At 35.9% G+C, this 16488-nt stretch carries 12 protein-coding genes; 2 read left to right on the top strand and 10 right to left on the bottom strand.

Annotated elements, in window-relative coordinates; all coding sequences use genetic code 11:
* Positions 1–55 precede the first annotated feature (55 nt).
* Positions 56–1195 (top strand): Lnb N-terminal periplasmic domain-containing protein, encoded by a 1140-nt coding sequence (locus G9Q29_RS09695; RefSeq protein ID WP_166136365.1) that lies wholly within the window; start codon positions 56–58, stop codon positions 1193–1195.
* Between the two features lie 171 nt (positions 1196–1366).
* Here G9Q29_RS09695 and G9Q29_RS09690 read toward each other — a convergent pair whose 3' ends face one another.
* From G9Q29_RS09690 to G9Q29_RS09670, 4 genes are all read right to left on the bottom strand, one after another.
* Positions 1367–2758: an exopolysaccharide biosynthesis polyprenyl glycosylphosphotransferase gene (locus G9Q29_RS09690; protein ID WP_166136363.1), complete on the bottom strand. Its 1392-nt coding sequence runs from the start codon at positions 2756–2758 to the stop codon at positions 1367–1369.
* A gap of 168 nt (positions 2759–2926) precedes the next feature.
* Entirely contained in the window at positions 2927–4276 is a 1350-nt protein-coding gene (locus tag G9Q29_RS09685) for an O-antigen ligase family protein (RefSeq protein ID WP_166136361.1), read from the bottom strand.
* Positions 4273–6528: a glycosyltransferase family 4 protein gene (locus G9Q29_RS14885; RefSeq protein ID WP_225872923.1), complete on the bottom strand. Its 2256-nt coding sequence runs from the start codon at positions 6526–6528 to the stop codon at positions 4273–4275. The genes G9Q29_RS09685 and G9Q29_RS14885 overlap by 4 nt, the downstream gene beginning before the upstream one ends.
* Positions 6529–6675: 147 nt before the next feature.
* Complete coding sequence (locus G9Q29_RS09670; RefSeq protein WP_166136359.1) at positions 6676–6888, bottom strand: hypothetical protein; 213 nt, start codon at positions 6886–6888, stop codon at positions 6676–6678.
* A gap of 782 nt (positions 6889–7670) precedes the next feature.
* Between G9Q29_RS09670 and G9Q29_RS09665 the strand changes: the two genes are divergently transcribed.
* The gene (locus G9Q29_RS09665; protein WP_166136357.1) at positions 7671–8420 is read left to right on the top strand and encodes a hypothetical protein; all 750 of its coding nucleotides are present in this window, start codon (positions 7671–7673) and stop codon (positions 8418–8420) included.
* A gap of 1015 nt (positions 8421–9435) precedes the next feature.
* Here the strand turns inward: G9Q29_RS09665 and G9Q29_RS09660 are convergent.
* From G9Q29_RS09660 to G9Q29_RS09635, 6 genes are all read right to left on the bottom strand, one after another.
* Positions 9436–9729, bottom strand: a complete 294-nt coding sequence (locus G9Q29_RS09660) for a hypothetical protein (protein ID WP_166136354.1) — start codon at positions 9727–9729, stop codon at positions 9436–9438.
* 706 nt (positions 9730–10435) lie between these two features.
* On the bottom strand, positions 10436–11428 hold the full coding sequence (locus G9Q29_RS09655) for a glycosyltransferase family 2 protein (RefSeq protein WP_166136351.1): 993 nt from the start codon (positions 11426–11428) through the stop codon (positions 10436–10438).
* The gene (locus G9Q29_RS09650) at positions 11425–12969 is read right to left on the bottom strand and encodes a glycosyltransferase family 2 protein (protein ID WP_166136348.1); all 1545 of its coding nucleotides are present in this window, start codon (positions 12967–12969) and stop codon (positions 11425–11427) included. Before G9Q29_RS09650 ends, G9Q29_RS09655 begins: the two co-directional genes overlap by 4 nt.
* A gap of 3 nt (positions 12970–12972) precedes the next feature.
* Complete coding sequence (locus G9Q29_RS09645; protein WP_166136345.1) at positions 12973–14121, bottom strand: glycosyltransferase family 4 protein; 1149 nt, start codon at positions 14119–14121, stop codon at positions 12973–12975.
* 5 nt (positions 14122–14126) lie between these two features.
* Complete coding sequence (locus tag G9Q29_RS09640; protein WP_166136342.1) at positions 14127–15002, bottom strand: hypothetical protein; 876 nt, start codon at positions 15000–15002, stop codon at positions 14127–14129.
* 678 nt (positions 15003–15680) lie between these two features.
* Complete coding sequence (locus tag G9Q29_RS09635) at positions 15681–16013, bottom strand: GIY-YIG nuclease family protein (RefSeq protein WP_166136339.1); 333 nt, start codon at positions 16011–16013, stop codon at positions 15681–15683.
* Between the last annotated feature and the right edge of the window lie 475 nt (positions 16014–16488).

The raw sequence follows: 16488 nt of genomic DNA, 5'->3' as shown, positions 1-16488 counted from the left end.
AAATGAAAAAGAAACAATATTGCAGCTATTGAGTAACATTAAACAAATAAATTTCATGGAGAAATTTTCAATTTACAAAACCTTTATTGTCATCTTAATCGCAATATGTAGCATTGCTATTGATGCCCAACCGCTATCGTTATCACCACAAAGCAAAGTTAGTGTACTTACATGTGGCACAGGTAACGAGTCGTACTCTTTGTTTGGCCATACAGCGGTTCGAGTTCAAGATGCAACAACTGGCTTTGATGCTGTGTACAATTATGGGGCCTTCGATTTTAAAACGCCCAACTTCGTGATGAAATTTGCCAAAGGCGATTTACAGTATTTTGCCGTTGCCCATTCGTATACAGATTTCATCGGTCAATACCAATACGAACAAAGAGCGGTTTATGAGCAAGAATTAATGCTCCCACTTGATGCCAAACAACGACTTTTTGAACAACTACAGCACGATATTACCTCAGCAGATAGTCATTATACATACAAATTCATTGATAAAAACTGTACTACTATGGTAGTCGATGCCATCAATAAAGCAGTTGACACCAACCTAATTACAAAAAAAGAGGCTACTAACAACAGCTATCGCGATGTATTACTGCCTTATTTTGATGGTCATTTTTACGAAAAACTCGGTACAAGCATCATCTTCGGCTCCAAAGTAGACCAAACTGCCAACCGCATTTTTTTACCAATTGATTTGTTAGAAAGCCTAAAGAAAGTACAGTTTAATAAATCAGCTCTATCAAAAGAGACGATAACGGTATTGCCCTACAACCAACCTACTCCTTTTTCGTGGTGGAATAATCCGTATAGCTACATTTTAATTTTATTTGCTATCGTGGGTTTCAACAAAAAAGGACTTTCATTATTCTTCATGACAGTTTTAGGACTTATTGGAGTATTATTTGCAACAGCTTGGAGCTTTTCTTTACACGCAGAATTAGCTAATAATTATAACCTTCTGGTGTTTAATCCTCTATTGCTATTATTATTGTGGGCTTATGGGATGAAAAACAAAAAAATAATTTGCTACTTGGCTACAATTAATTTAATTGCTTTGGCTATTTATACCGCTTATTGTCTCAACAAACCGCATTTAATTTTAGTGCTACCAATTGTAATTACGAGTGCTGCACTATCAATTAGGATGTTAATTCAAAACAAAAAACCAATTCCTATTATTATTTAGTTTGTGAATGGTGAGTAGTAAATGGTGAGTAGTGAATTGTGAGTAGTGAATTGTGAGTAGTGAATTATGAGTGGTAAATCGTGAGTGGTGAGTATTAAGTATTAAGGACTCAGAACTAAAGGACTAGGGACTACGAACAAAGCACAAATAAAAAAACAAAATCAAATAACCTTATTGCCCTCTATAAAAAAGAACAGTGGTAATGGTTTTAAAAGCGATGTTTAGATCCAAATAAATAGAACGGTGCTTGATGTAATACAAGTCGTATTGCAATTTTATCAAGCTATCTTGAAGTGTTTCTCCGTACGAATAATTGACTTGCGCCCAACCCGTCAACCCCGGTTTGATAATGTGTCGCGTTTCATAAAATGGCATACTTGCTGCTATTTCTTTCACAAAAACAGGACGCTCAGGTCTTGGACCAATTACTGCCATATCTCCTTTAAGAATATTGATAAACTGTGGAAACTCATCTACTCTAGTTTTTCGCATGAACTTACCGAAAGCAGTCACTCGGCAATCGTTAGCCTTTGTAAAAACAGCACCATTTTCCTCCGCATTTTTAACCATCGTTCTGAATTTAAGGATAGAAAAAACAGCCCCATCCTTACCCACACGTTCTTGTGTATAAAATAAAGAACCACGGTTAGCCAAAGCATTTCCTAACAAAATCAAAGGCAATAAAGCCAAACCCACTAATAAACCCGCAACGGCAACTGAAACGTCAAAGCCACGTAGGGTAACTAAATATAATTTATTTTGATTGGAGCGGCTGAAAGGAAAAAACCGATAAAAATCACGAGACATGTGTTGCAGTGGAATACGCTGCGTTTTACTTTCATAAACTTGTGTATATTCTCTAATAATTATTCCCGATTCTAATGCTTTAAGTAATTGCTGATACAAACTAGTAGTCATTCCCGTAGTTATTTGCGAAGCAATCACTAACTCTGAAACTCCATGTTTTTTCACAAACGAGAGCATTGCCTCTCCATCAAGTTCCTTTACATAGGGATAGACTTCTTGTTGCGATTCGAAATCCAAAGGAACAAATCCAATAATTTTGTAGTGCGGATCAATATTTTCTAAACCTTTAATTAATTCTTCTACTTGCACCCGATCACAGAGCAGTACTGCTTTTTGAAAAAATCTATTGGAAGCTAAAAAGCTTACATAAAGCATTCTCCAAGCAAATAAACTCAGAAATACAACTATAAAAAACAAGGCGATTTGAAGTCGATTGTTAGGTAAAGTAGGCGAAAAATAGGGGGTTAACAAATAGATCAGTACCGTGGTAGAGGCTGTAATTAAAGTACTTTTAAGCACCTGAAACTGATTGCTTGCCACTTGTAAATTGTACATTTCGAAGATTGTTCCGAATAAATTAAGATAAACGGCCAATAAAATCGCTCGGTGGTAGGTTCCAGCCTCAACTGCAAAATAATTAAAAGCTTTTACATAAGTCAATAAATACAAAGCAGTTAAAACAAAAAAAACATCAAAAAGCCGAAGTAACATCTTTCGCTCTGAAATTTCAAAATGCATTTTATCAACTGCAAACATGTGTGGTATTTTGATTGGGTTTGCAATTTAGTATATTTTAACTGAATTCAATTTGGTTCAAAGTTGTTTTTTTTAACAAATCTTTAATAAAAGCAACGTAGTTAGTTTTCGTTCTATTTGCCTTTTAACGCTGTATACTTTGCCAAACTAACACTATCAATCAAAGTTTCAATCATTTTCTAATCGCTTTTTTTGGGGTAATCCTAATTGCACATTCAACAAAGAAAGTGAATAGACAAATGCGGGAGCGGCAGTACGCATAGCGGCATGATTAATAGTCAAAAACCAAAAAGCAACAAAACACAACAAGTACATGTTGAATTTGTTCTCTAAATACAAAACTAAGGGAGTAAAAAACAGCAACACCAAGCCTACAACACCTAATGAGCCATGTTCTGCTAACATACGGGTAATTTCGTCGTGCGACAACACAATAGTTCCAGTTTCCTTTTTTCGTATCTCTGCTCCTACTCCTACTCCTACTCCTAAAATAGGGTTTTTTAAAAAGGTATTAATTTCATTTTGAGCTACATCTTCCCTACCTGTGAACTGACTTTCTTTAGTTCGCCCTGCAGCATCTTGATTGGCATATCTTTTTTCTATCAAGCCACCTGTTTGCAAAGAAGTATAGCTCCAAGTGGCTGATCCTGCAAGAGCCAAAATAATTAAAATATAACTCAGCTTAACTTTACCTTTTGTGTTGGATTTAAAATACAAGAACACTAACAACAGGATGATCATTAAAAAACCAGTTATCATTCCCCCTCTCGAAAAAGTCACCATACCTCGATAAGTTATATTTAAGACTAAAATCGTATTAATTATTATATGTAACGTAGTTTTACTCTCTAAAATAATTCTTGATACAAACACGAACATTCCAAATCCTAATATAGTTGCCACTTGATTAGGCCCATAGCCACCTGAGGTTTGAAAATTAGATTCTGTACTTGTGATTACATCTTTAATACTTGGGGTATAAAAGGCTAAATATACCATGCATGAAATAATTGGCAAACCCAACCACAGTAGAATTCGGTTCATTTCGGTGATACTTATTTTTCTGCGAAAGGTATACAAGGATGCAACCCCCAAACAAACCGGTCCCGACATATTAAAAGCAATTGCTTTCCGCATATCCGTATCAAAATTCAAATTAACTGTTGCCAAAATAATTCCGGGTACTAATAATAATAAGAAAATCCAATAGGGTGCCGCTCCTTTTGAGAAACCGCTATAATACATTCCAACTAAAATAAATACCATCACGGCATATTTTGAGATTTCATACAACGGATTTCCATCGGTCATTCGTAAAAAAACCTCACTACCCACAATATAAGCCGCTGCTAAAAGAGCTTCATTATTTCTATTCTGATTTTTAATTACATAATAAATTCCATATAAAAATATCCCATAGCCATATATTTTTGCTGTAAATGGGATTGCATATCCCATAAATCCAATTAGGACATGAAGCAATATAATCATTAAGTAGGATTGATCCTCTTTTCTCATTTTAATATATTTTTCAACCAGTTCAAATAGTTGGTCATCACCGATTTTTCAGCGTATTGATCTTGCACAGTATCATAAAGGGCTTGTCCTAAATAATCTCGCAGCGTACTATTTTCAATCAATTGTACTATCGCGTCATAAAATAATTGCACTTCTTGGGCAGGCATTACTAAACCATTTAAACCATTTTGTACAACAGCTTGCACTTCGCCAACGTTTGTAACTACCACTGCTTTTTTATGTGCACCATACTCTAAAAGAGCTACCGGTAAACCCTCTGATTTAGAAGTTAAAATTGCAATATCTACCTGCTGGATAATTGCAGCCACATCGGTTTTACTGCCGTAAAGAAACACATTTTTTTCTAGTTTTAAGTCGGAATGCATCTTCTTAATTGTTGCAGCATACTCATCTTCAAAATCTTTTCCTACAAGATGAAAAGTCCACTCTGGATGAGAATAACGTAATTTATTTGCTACTTCAAGCAAAAGTTGCTGGTCTTTTTGTGGTCGTAAATTAGCCAAGCACAAGATGCGTTTTCCTGGCAGACCCAGCAGTTTAGTTTTCAGTTCAGTATTTTTTTCTTGTATAGTAAAATTAGGTAAATACAATACATGAGGTACTTTTAAAACACTTTCGCACCAATTTTTAAGTTTCTGATTAACAGTAATGACGCCACTAAAAAACGGCGCAGTATATTTTAAAACAGTTGCTGGTCTTTGTTTCAAAAATTCACTATCGCCATAATGATCGTGCCATATTATTTGAAGAGATGGCAAGCAATATTTAAGCAAAACCGCTGTGAAAAATGAAGTGCTGTGTGCCTGCAGGACTTGAATTCGGTTCTTTTTAACAAAGCCTTTCAAGCGCCAAACTGCCTTAAGATCGATACTCCTTTTTTTTCTTAAAAAGAAATACGGCACTGCTGCATCCAATTGGTCTTGTAAAGGGCCTTCTTTCCGAGTTACCACCAAAGCAGAGTAGTCAGTTAGTTTTGATAAAGCATTCGCATAGCTTACGGCCATTCGCTCTGCTCCACCTGCTTCTAAAGAATCAATTAATTGCATGATTCGAATTGGCACTTTTTCATCGCTATTTAAAGCTTTACTAAAATGATTTTTGCGGTGATCGTTTGGAGTTGAAAGTAGTCCCTGAATGGCTTTTGCAAAAGAATCAGTCGTATAATTTCTAGACCACGCCATAGCCCTCATTTGCAACTCAAAATATTGTTTTTCATTTTTAAGTAGGCTGGCAATTTTTCTACTATCGGCATCGGCATCCAGTTCCAATAATACCCCTCTTTGACCGTGATCTAACATAGTAGGCACGCAGGAAACCGCCGTACCCATTGGCACACAACCCCAAAACATCCCTTCAGCAAGCGCTTTGGGCCAACCTTCGGATTGTGATGGCAAAATTACAAAATGACTATTCTGATAAGCCTGTTGTACAGTCGCTTTGTTTTGATTACCGTATAAAACAACGCTCCCTTTTAAATCATTTTTATCAATATAATGTTCCAAATTAGATCGCTCTGGACCTTCGCCATAGAATTTTAATTGTACCGCAAAGCCTAGACGCGCTACCTCCTGAACCAACTTTATAGCATAAAGCGGATTTTTACCTTTGACTAAGGCTCCAACAAAAATAAAGGAAATACCATCATCGGGTGACTTCGGTTCCACATCAACTGCAGCAGCAGCCGCATAGGAGGCGGTAAAAAAAGACTTGATATTGGTAGAGCTACCGGGCCATTCTCCATAAACCAGCACTTGCATGTGGCGAGTAAGAAAGGTATTGGACAAAATCCATTTTTGTAAACGATAAGACCAAGGTTGTTTTGCGGTTGGATCCCAATTGCCCGCATATTTGGCTGTTTTGGGTTTTGAAGGAAAAGCCATTTGAACAATACTTCCTAACAAGCCCATATTTCCGGGGCAGCGTAGGTGAATGTGATCTGCTTGATTCATCGATTTTGCAATGCGCCAAAGCAACAACGGCAGCATTACCATTACTTTAAAAACTGACAGGATGGATAACAAATTGATTGCAGGAACGGCTGTAAACTTAACATCTGGGTGTTGATACTCTTTATCTATGGCAGTAGGTTCCGCTTTTGAGCAAGGTGCCACAACGGTAATATGGGATACAAATTGACCCCAAATATTCATTTCATCAATGTAGGGTGCGTAAGAATAATAGTGCCCGTTTTTTTGTACATGTGGGACCTGTGTGACAATAAGCAATTTCATAACCCTCGTTTAAATAAGATTCCACCAGCGCCTGCGATAAAATCTATAGTACAGTAATTAGCATACAAATTGTAAATATAATTAATAAAGAGGGATTGGCAACGAATCTATCAAATACCGGCAACGGAATTCCAACGCTTTAGGTCACTAAGAGGCATGTTGTACTTTGGATCGGGACAAAACAGCAACCACTTCTTGATAATCAAAACCATAGTAGGTGCAATATTCTTTAATAGTCACTTTTTGATGTTGTTCTTTTTGTAAAGCCTTCTTCAAATTTTGTATTTCCTTACGCGCGTAGCTCTCACTTTTATCGGTGAGTAAGACAATATCGCTTGGGTATAATACAATTCTATTCATATGGTTTTGAGCTATCTACAGTTATTACATTTACAAACATAAGAAACATTTTTTATAGGTACTCACGAACTTATTGACAGGTTTCCTTACAGGTTAATCTCTTACAGTAAAGTAATTAAGTCTAAATCACATATAATCGACCAAAGGAATTATTTATCAGTTGAAATACTAAAAAAAAATATTTTAACAATATTTATACATTGTTTTATTGTTAATAAAAAAATTTCTAAAATTTTAAATTATTATAAATTATAAGAATTTTACGAACTAATACTGCGTCGTTATTTTATCATATGGATTACTTTACAACCACCACTCACCCGTTAAAGAGTTCTACACGAGATAAAAAAGACAGCTTTTTAAATTTTTCGGCAAGCAAAATATCTATCTAAAAATGACATATTTATTTACGTCATAACAATTCTTTTAAAGTTGCAATCATGTATGCATTATGTATAGGGTATGTACCGAGTATGTATGGAGTATGTCCCTAGTTAAAATTGAATTATTAACTGTATGGAAATAACACTCTTTAACTATTAAAAGTCCTTTTTTAAAATATGTTTTCGGTAAAAAGTGAACAAAACGGTATTTATGCACTTATTTTATCGTTTTTAGTCTACTGTATTCGTTTCTGTTCTTTATGCTATGTCTAAGACAAAACAAGCTTTTTACACTATTGCGCCAACAATTATAACAAACGCCAAACCCAGCACCAAGTTGTTGGCTATCAAACAAAACCGCTGTAGTTTTGATCATTATTAACCCTTAAACAAACAACAATGGGAAAATTATCAGGAATTATTAAATTGGAAGGAACATTAGACGGACTAACGTTCTACAAAAGTAAAGACGGTCATTTAGTTCGAACCAAAGGGGGTGTCAACAAGAAAAGAATAATGACGGATCCTGCCTTTGCGCGTACTCGTGAAAATTTGAGCGAGTTTGGTCAGAATGCAAAAGCGGGTAAGCTCATTCGCGACGCGGTTGGTTTGATACTGAACAACGCCAAAGATTCAAAATTATCGAGCCGTATGTTACAACTCATGAACAGCATCAAAAACTTAGATGCCACCTCCGAGCGAGGCAAGCGCAAAGTGCAAGTAGGCCTGAGCAGTATCGAGGGAAAACAACGACTTAAAGGATTTGACTTTAACATACAAGCACCAATGGCTTCTGTTTTGCATGCTAACTACACGCTCGATCCAGCAACTGGCACGGTAACTATGAGTGATTTTGTTCCCGAAGAACAATTGAGCAAACCAGCAACTGCGACGCATTTTAGTATGCGAACTGCATTTGTAGTAGTTGATTTGGCTACTGGCCAATATACAAAAAGCTATAGTCCACGTAACAGCTACCCCATTCAATCCACCGAGGTAACTTTTGACATGATTCCAGAAGCAGTGCCTACTGGATCTGGTATTCATTTACATCTACTTTTGATTGAATTTTTTCAGGAAGTAAACGGAGTGTCATACTCCTTAAAAAGTGGCTCTTACAATACGTTGAATATCGTTGAAGTGCTTTAAAATTTTCGATTCCAATTTAGAAAAACACCCAATAGCCGGGTGTTTTTTTTGTTTTTAACATTAAATAACTAGCTACTTATCGTATAAAAAAAAGTAAGCAAAGCTGTGCTTCTCGATACATTTTTGCTCCTTTTCTCTGCGCAAAAACACTCGAAGTGACGGGAATAGGGTTACGACAGTTCGACTTCTTTTTAAAATAATGGATAAGCTTTATTTTTAAAAGTGTATCGAGAACTTCTTTCGTTACGCTACACAAAAGCACTCGAAGTGACGTGGCAGTTGTCATCCTTATTACGCTACAATAAATAAAAAGTACTCGTAGTGGGGAATACAGTTGCTAAGTGTCAGCCGTCAGTTCGACTTCTTGATACACTTTTGTTTCGCTGTGCTGCACAAAAGCACTCGAAGTGACGTGGCAGTTGTCATCGTAATTGCACGACAATAAATAAAAAGCACTCGTGGTGGAGAATACACTTGCTAAGGTTCAGCCGTCAGTTCGAGTGTTTTTTAAAATAATGCGATAGCTTTATTTTAAAAAATGTATCGAGAACAGCTCTGCAAACAAAACGACTTCTTGATACACTTTTGTTTCGCTGCGCTGCATAAAAGCACCCGAAGTGACGTGGCAGTTGTCATCGTTATTGCGCTACAATTAATAAAAAGCACTTGTAGTGGAGAATACAGTTGCTAAGTGTCAGCCGTCAGTTCGAGTGTTTTTTAAAATAATGCGATAGCTTTATTTTAAAAAATGTATCGAGAACAGTATTGCAAGCAAGACGACTTCTCCATACATTTTTGCTCCGTTTCTGTGCGCAAAAACACTCGAAGTGACGTGGCAGTTGTCATCGTTATTGCGCTACAATAAATAAAAAGCACACCAAGTGAGGGGAATACAGTTGCTCGGTGGTAGCCGTCAGTTCGAATGCTTTTTAAAATAATACGTAAGCTTTATTTTAAAAGTGTAGCGCGAACTTTATTAATGATCTACCCAAAAAATACGATAGTAGTCTTTTTTTTAAGCTAATGCTAATTGGTCCGCTATGTATTGAATTTGTGCTTTTGGGGTACAATAGGTTTCAAAATACTTTTTACCAGCTTGCGCAATTACTTCATGATATTGCGAATCAATCAAAATAGTATTCAGCACCACTTCAAATGCAGTTATATTTTCAACATAACATAGGAACTCGTCTTTGGTAGTAATTTGAGGCAATTCTATTTTGAATGGAAATGACAACACAAATAAACCTTGATTTAGATACTCTGCCAAACGCCAACTTACTGCGCCACAAACAGCTGGATTATTCAAAGCAATTTTAGATTGCGCACTCCATTTTGAAAATTCTTTAGGGCTATATTTCTTGGTATTCAGTACATCCTCAAAACCTTGATTATTTCCATCAGACCGAGGTATAAAACCACCTTCAAAACGAATTCGTGAATCTGCTTTACAAAAACGAATAAACGCAGCTCTTATCTAATTTGTTTCAGGTTCTTTTTTCCAAATATTAGATGAAAAAAAAACAAAATTGTCTTTTGAAAATTGGGGTACAAACGATTTGTAAAAAGGTCTTTTACTTAAAATATAAAGTTGCCTCAATACTTCTTTTAAAGGTAATTTTTTTAACAACTCTAGACCAAAAACCCGAGTGTACAAGCCTGCTGCATTTATAGGATAATGCGGAAATAAGGGCCTAATTTTAGCTTGACTGTATATAGCACTATCTTTGAGTTTGTTGGTAACAAAGTATAAAGTCGCTTGATTATATAATTCTTGATCAATTCCTGATGGATCATCATTATCAATTACAACAATTTTCCCTCCAATCTGTAAATGAGTAACGGTTTGTTATTATACTTCCGAAACAACTCACTTTGCTCTACCACTAGATCATAATGTTCTTTCAATCCTAATAAGTAATAAGAGGAATAATAATTCGGTATGTTTAGTATTTGTATTTTTTTCATAAAATTGTATCCAAATTAGCTCGAAGAATTATTAAATTTTCATTTCTTTATTTAGGTTTATTGATTAACAAACTCCACCATCCCACTGTTCTTCCTATTGCTTCGGTTAAAGCTTCTTTTCGTTTTGACGTGGTCACTACATTCGTGTATCGAATTAAAGTAAGTAACAAAGTTATAGCATTCCATTTGTACCGGTGTAGAAAAGTAGGATTTGGATTTTTTACACGCCATACGTACCAGCCGTTCCGCACCACCATTTTCCCATAATGGTACTGATTGGGCCTGCCTGCTGCATCGTGATAATGAAACAACTGTGCAGCAGTGTTCAGATACAGATTTCCTAATTTTGAAACGCGCAAACTAAAATCGGCATCTTCATACAAACCATAGCCTTCAAAATAAGTTGAAAATTGCAACTGCTCAAAAACTTCTTTTTTAAAGGAGGCTACACCACCCATGAGCATTTCAACAGGATACGTTTTTCCGCTCAAAGGCAAAAAACCCACACTTCGTCCATGCGAATATAATGAGGAATAACCCGGAGGGCAATCGCTATCCAAACCTATTTTTTTGCGGAGCACGAACCTACTGCCATCCATTTGTTTGTACCCATCAAAATAAAATTCTGACAGCTTTGGTTGATAATCATAGCCTACAAATTCAAATTTGTCTTCGTTACAAATGGCTCCCCCCACACCCAAAGCATCAGGAAATTCATTATATGTCTTAAGTAATTGGTCAAAATAGTCTTTTTTTAAAACAATATCATCGTCTAAAAAGCAAACTACCTCCATCTCTTGACTGACGCGAGCAATACCATAATTGCGCTGTTTGGTCAAGCCGCGATCTTGAGCCGAAACCATAAAGTAACTCAATTGTTTTAGCTCGTTTTGCTGCAATGCTTGCTGTGTTTGGTCATTGAGTGACCCGTCAACAATAATAATTTCAGTAGGTACTACAGTTTGCTCTGCTACTGATTGAAGCAATTGCAAAAGAGCTTTAGGCCGCATGTAGGTACAAATGATAAGTGCAAATTTCATAAATGTATTTTTAATTTATTAGCCCAATAAACACTCTGTTGCCATTGCTTACTAAAAACTAGCAAATATCGAAAAGGATTCCTAATTTTTTGATGTTTATAAAACTTAAAAAACAAAACAGTTTTATATCCCAAGATTTGTTGTTTGGTGTTATGCGTAATTAAATACAGCATCACCGTAGGCGACGGCTTTGGTTGAATGACTTCATGATGCCACTTTAATATTGGTTTTGTTCTAAAGCCTCCAACTGGCGCTTTTAAATGCATTATGGAAGGTTGGGGCAAAAATAAAACATCATACCCTTGATTTCGCAACTGCATTCCAAAATCAATGTCTTCCCCATAACCAAATTCATAGCCAAGATTAAAATGGCAGTTTTTTAAAACATCGCTGGCGACAACACTACAACCAGAACCGAAACTTCCCCATTGAAAAACATTATTAAAAGTGGGCTTTTCATTTTTCTGCAAACAACAAAATGAAACTGCTTTTATTCCAAATTTTTCAATATATTTCAAACTTTTTTCTAAAAAATCCTCACTAATTCTGATATCATCATCGGCAAAGAATACCCATTCACTTTTAGTTTGACTCAGGGCCACATTTCTGGCATTACAAGCTCCCGCTTGATGGGTAAAAATATGTTTAATTTGAAAAGGCCACTTTTCATTTATTAAGTAATCTAGTTCGCTTTTACTAGATGGCTCTGGATTTTGTTCTACGATAATTATCTTCTGAGGTAAAACACTTTGCTTTCCAAAATCTTTTAGCACATCATATAAATAGGCCTTTCTCCCAATTGTTGGAATTATAACATCTAAAGTTCCATTATCTTTGGTTATGCTTGATGACTTAACGACGATTTCATTTAAATTTACACTATTATTGAGCCTTCTTTTAAAGAAAAATGCAGCTACAAAAGGTAACAACACAATTTTACGTTCGTAAATAAGTAAATTCAATGCTAATAAAAATACCCATCGCGTTTTATAATGTTGCTTTACAAAACGGAAAAGCTTAACATTTGATGTCTGAATTAGTGAATCGACATGTACTTCCCGCTTTAATAACTGTGGCTCGGAATAACAAAGTAAACCTAATGGCATGCATAATTTAGCTAGTGAACTCAAATAATAATCCAAATCGATATCGAAAGCTATTTTATCACCAATCGCATTTAAAACAGACGCATGAATAACTCCAACAGAACTACTCATCTGCCAAGTAGGATAGGACACCTTTTTGTTCACGTTAATGAATAAAGATTCTTCTGCATATCCAATAGAATGCTCAAAAAAATTACCTGAATTCGGTCGAAAAGAAAGCATCATTTTATTGTGATGATGAAGCGTATTAATCTTTTCAATAGCAAGATGTTCCCTGTAAGATGAATGACACCATACTATTTTCTCATCAGGAAATACAGCCGCTAACTGAACTAAGCCTCCCGAAATTGTACCTGTACAATCAAATTTAATTTTTTGATTATCCATGCTTACTACATCGGTAATTTTATTATCAAAATGATAGACTACAATCAAAAGTTACTGAATTAAAGATTGATAAAAAACTAAACTCTGTTGTGCCACTTTTTTGATACTGAATTTGTCGCTAACTTTCTTTTTTGCCGCTAATCCAAATTCTTTTTGTAAATCACCATCTTCCATCAAATGAATAATTTTAGCAGCATAGTTTAAATGATCTTTTGGATGTACTAAAAAACCATTGACACCATCATCAATAACTTCCAGTGCCCATCCAATATTCGAGGCTACGATAGATTTTTCCAATGCCATGGCTTCAATCCAGGAAACGGGTAAGGCTTCAGCAAAAGTAGGAAATACACAAACGGTCGCTCTGCTAATTTGATTTTTTATTTCACCATACGGCACAGCCCCTAAATAAGTCACATTCAATAAGGCATCTTGAGAAAATAAACCTTGCATCATCTGCCATGTCGAAGAATGCCCCGAAATAATATCCGGAACATCTTTCCCTACCAAAATTAATTTCGCTTCTGGATTTTCATCAACAACCGCATTAAAAATAAATGGCAGTTCCAATAATCCTTTCTTTCGGATTAAACTTCCAAAATACAGAATGGTGTTTGTTTTATTATGAATATTATCATTGCTATTGCTAAAGGCATCCATATTAATAGAATTAGGAATAATCGAAAAAATTTTATCCAAACCAAACACTGCATTGGTCATATCAGCGGTAAACTGACTTACAGAAAGCAAACCATCAGCATATTTCAATGCTCGTTTTTCATGAAACCGATTGACCCATTTTACACGGCGCTGATCCAAATGACAAAAATAAGTATCAGACCCATTTAATCGAATCACAACCGGACATTTTTCAGGAGATATAAATGACGTAATTCCTGTCCAGTCAGGAGCTTCTACCACATCAATTTCTTTATTATCATGTAAAGTATTAATAATGTTTTCCAGTTTTTTTCGAGTAAGATACCAGGACAAGCCCTTAAATTTCACGTTTTTGATTTGCTGAATGCAAATGCCATTATCAAAAAATATTCCCTCTTCTTTTTGAGCATAAACTAAAACACGAACAGCGCATCCTTCAGCCAACAGTCCCGTTGCCAGATTTTTGATACTGGTACCTATTCCTCCCGAACTTCCGGTTTTTTGATGTGGATATTCTGGCGTTAAAAAAGCTATTCTCATAGTTATCAATTAAAAAAATCTTGAATAATTACTTTGGTAAATTGACGCGCTCCTGCATCATTCAAATGCCCGCAAGAAGAAAAATAACGATCTTCAATAACGGCATTTTCATAATTGTAAATCTCAGGATACAACTTCTTAACTTTATCAAAATAATTTAGGCCTTTTGTATTTTCGCACATCGGCGTCATCAAAACAATTAAATTGATGTCATTTGCTTTACAAAGATGCTTAATTTCTTCGTAGTATTTATTCCGCAAGGGTTTCAGATTGGTAATATTGTTTTTCATATTAGCATTTGGCTTTTTTCCTAATGGATAATAGCCTAGATTGTTTAAAGCATTAGTCGGCATTTTTAATGCGCTTTGATACATCTCTCTAAATCCTATTTGAGAATCTGCGATAATATACCTGTAAAAAGGCAAATAATATTTAGCATTAAAACCTTGCTGCTCTTCAAAATGAGTTGCAATAACAGTAGATTCATGTAAGTAAGGCAAAAAACGGGCCGCTACTGTTTCGGACTCTTTTTCGTTAGACAAATTCAAGTCGGCTTCAAGTATGATATTCGTGATTTTATAGTTTCGCTCCATCATCAGTTTCAGCATCAAAGAGGCTTCAAACAAATGACCACCACTCATACCATAATTAAACGCTTTCAATCCCTGAGCCTCAAACATTGGAGTTACAAAATGATTGTTTGCCCGCGACGATCCCAATACAAGTACATCATACTGCTTGTCTTTTGAATTGACTATATATCCAATTTTTCCTCGATTAGTAGATTGCAAATACACTTTCGTATAAGCTATATCCAAGATAACAAGTAACAAAAATGTTACTAGAACTATTTTTATGATAAAAATTAAAAAATGTTTCATTTACAATTTTACTATTAATTGTGTTTTAAAAATTATTGGCCTTCATTAAATTTAAACCATTAATCTCGACGAGCCTGTCCTTAGCGTAGTCGAAGGACTGGATTTGACAAAAGTTACTCTCACTGTCACGTCGAGCGCAGTCGAGACGCTTTAATACAAAAATAAACAAAACTGTGAATCTCGACTGCGCTCGATTTGACAAAAGTAACCTTCCATTAACTTCCAGGAAGGACTCGATTCAACAATTACAATACTCGCTGTCATGTCGACCGCAATCGAGACGCTTTAAGACAAAAATAAACAAAACTGTCAATCTCGACTGCGCTCGATTTGACAAAAGTAATCTTGCATTAACTTCCAGGAAGGACTCGATTCAACAATTACAATACTCGCTGTCACGTCGAGCGCAGTCGAGACGCTTTAAGACAAAAATAAACAAACCTGTGAATCTCGACTGCGCTCGATTTGACAAAAGTAACCTTCCATTAACTTCCAGGAAGGACTCGATTCAACAATTACAATACTCGCTGTCATATCGAGCGCAGTCGAGACGCTTTAACCTTAGACAAAATAGACATACCAATCTCGATGAGCCTGTCCTTAGCGCAGACGAAGGACTCGATTTGACATAATTAACACTCGCTGTCACGTCGAGCGCAGTCGAGACGCTCAAAGTTACTATTTCTCCGCATCTTCGATATCTGATTTATATTGATGGTGCGTAGCATTTCTGCATTCTGATAAATTTTGTAAATGATCATAATTACCTTCAATCAATGCTTGTTTTTTTGATCGACTCCATTTTTTTAATTTTTTCTCGAATTCAATAGCTTGGTTTGGATCTGTGAATTCTTGATAAAAAACCAAAACAACAGGTCTTCTACTATGTGTATAAGCTTGCGGATATTTTCCAGCATTGTGTTCCATAACTCTCCTTTCAATATCAGATGTTACACCGACATAAAGCGAATTATCATTACAATTAAGAATATACACGTAATAAAATTTCATATCCTTGACTTTTAATTTAACAAATATAGATTAGATTACAATAAGTCAATCTCGACTAGCCTGTCGTGAGCGTAGTCGAAGGGCTTGATGTAACAAAAGGCACTCTCACTGTCACGTCGAGCGCAGTCGAGACGCTTTAATCTTAGACAAAATAGACAAACCGATCTCGACTGCGCTCGATTAGACAAAAATCACACTCAGTGTCACGTCGAGCGCAATCAAGACGCTTTAATCTTCAAATAATAGACTTTTCAATCTCTAGAAGGCTGCTTTGAACCGATCTCGACTGCGCTCGATCTGATAACTCGATGCAGCAAGTACTATCCTTTCTGTCACGTCGAGCGCAGTCGAGACGCTTTGATCTGCAAATAACAGACTTTTCAATCTCTATAAGGCTGCTTTGAACCGATCTCGACTTCGCCCGATCTGACAACTCGATGCAGCAAATACTATCCTTTCTGTCACGTCGAGCGCA

Origin of the sequence: Flavobacterium turcicum (genome assembly GCF_011365745.1) — a bacterium.
In the GTDB taxonomy this organism is placed as follows: domain Bacteria; phylum Bacteroidota; class Bacteroidia; order Flavobacteriales; family Flavobacteriaceae; genus Flavobacterium; species Flavobacterium turcicum.
The sequence above is the reverse complement of the archived record's forward strand: the minus strand, read 5'-3'. Positions and strand labels throughout refer to the sequence as shown.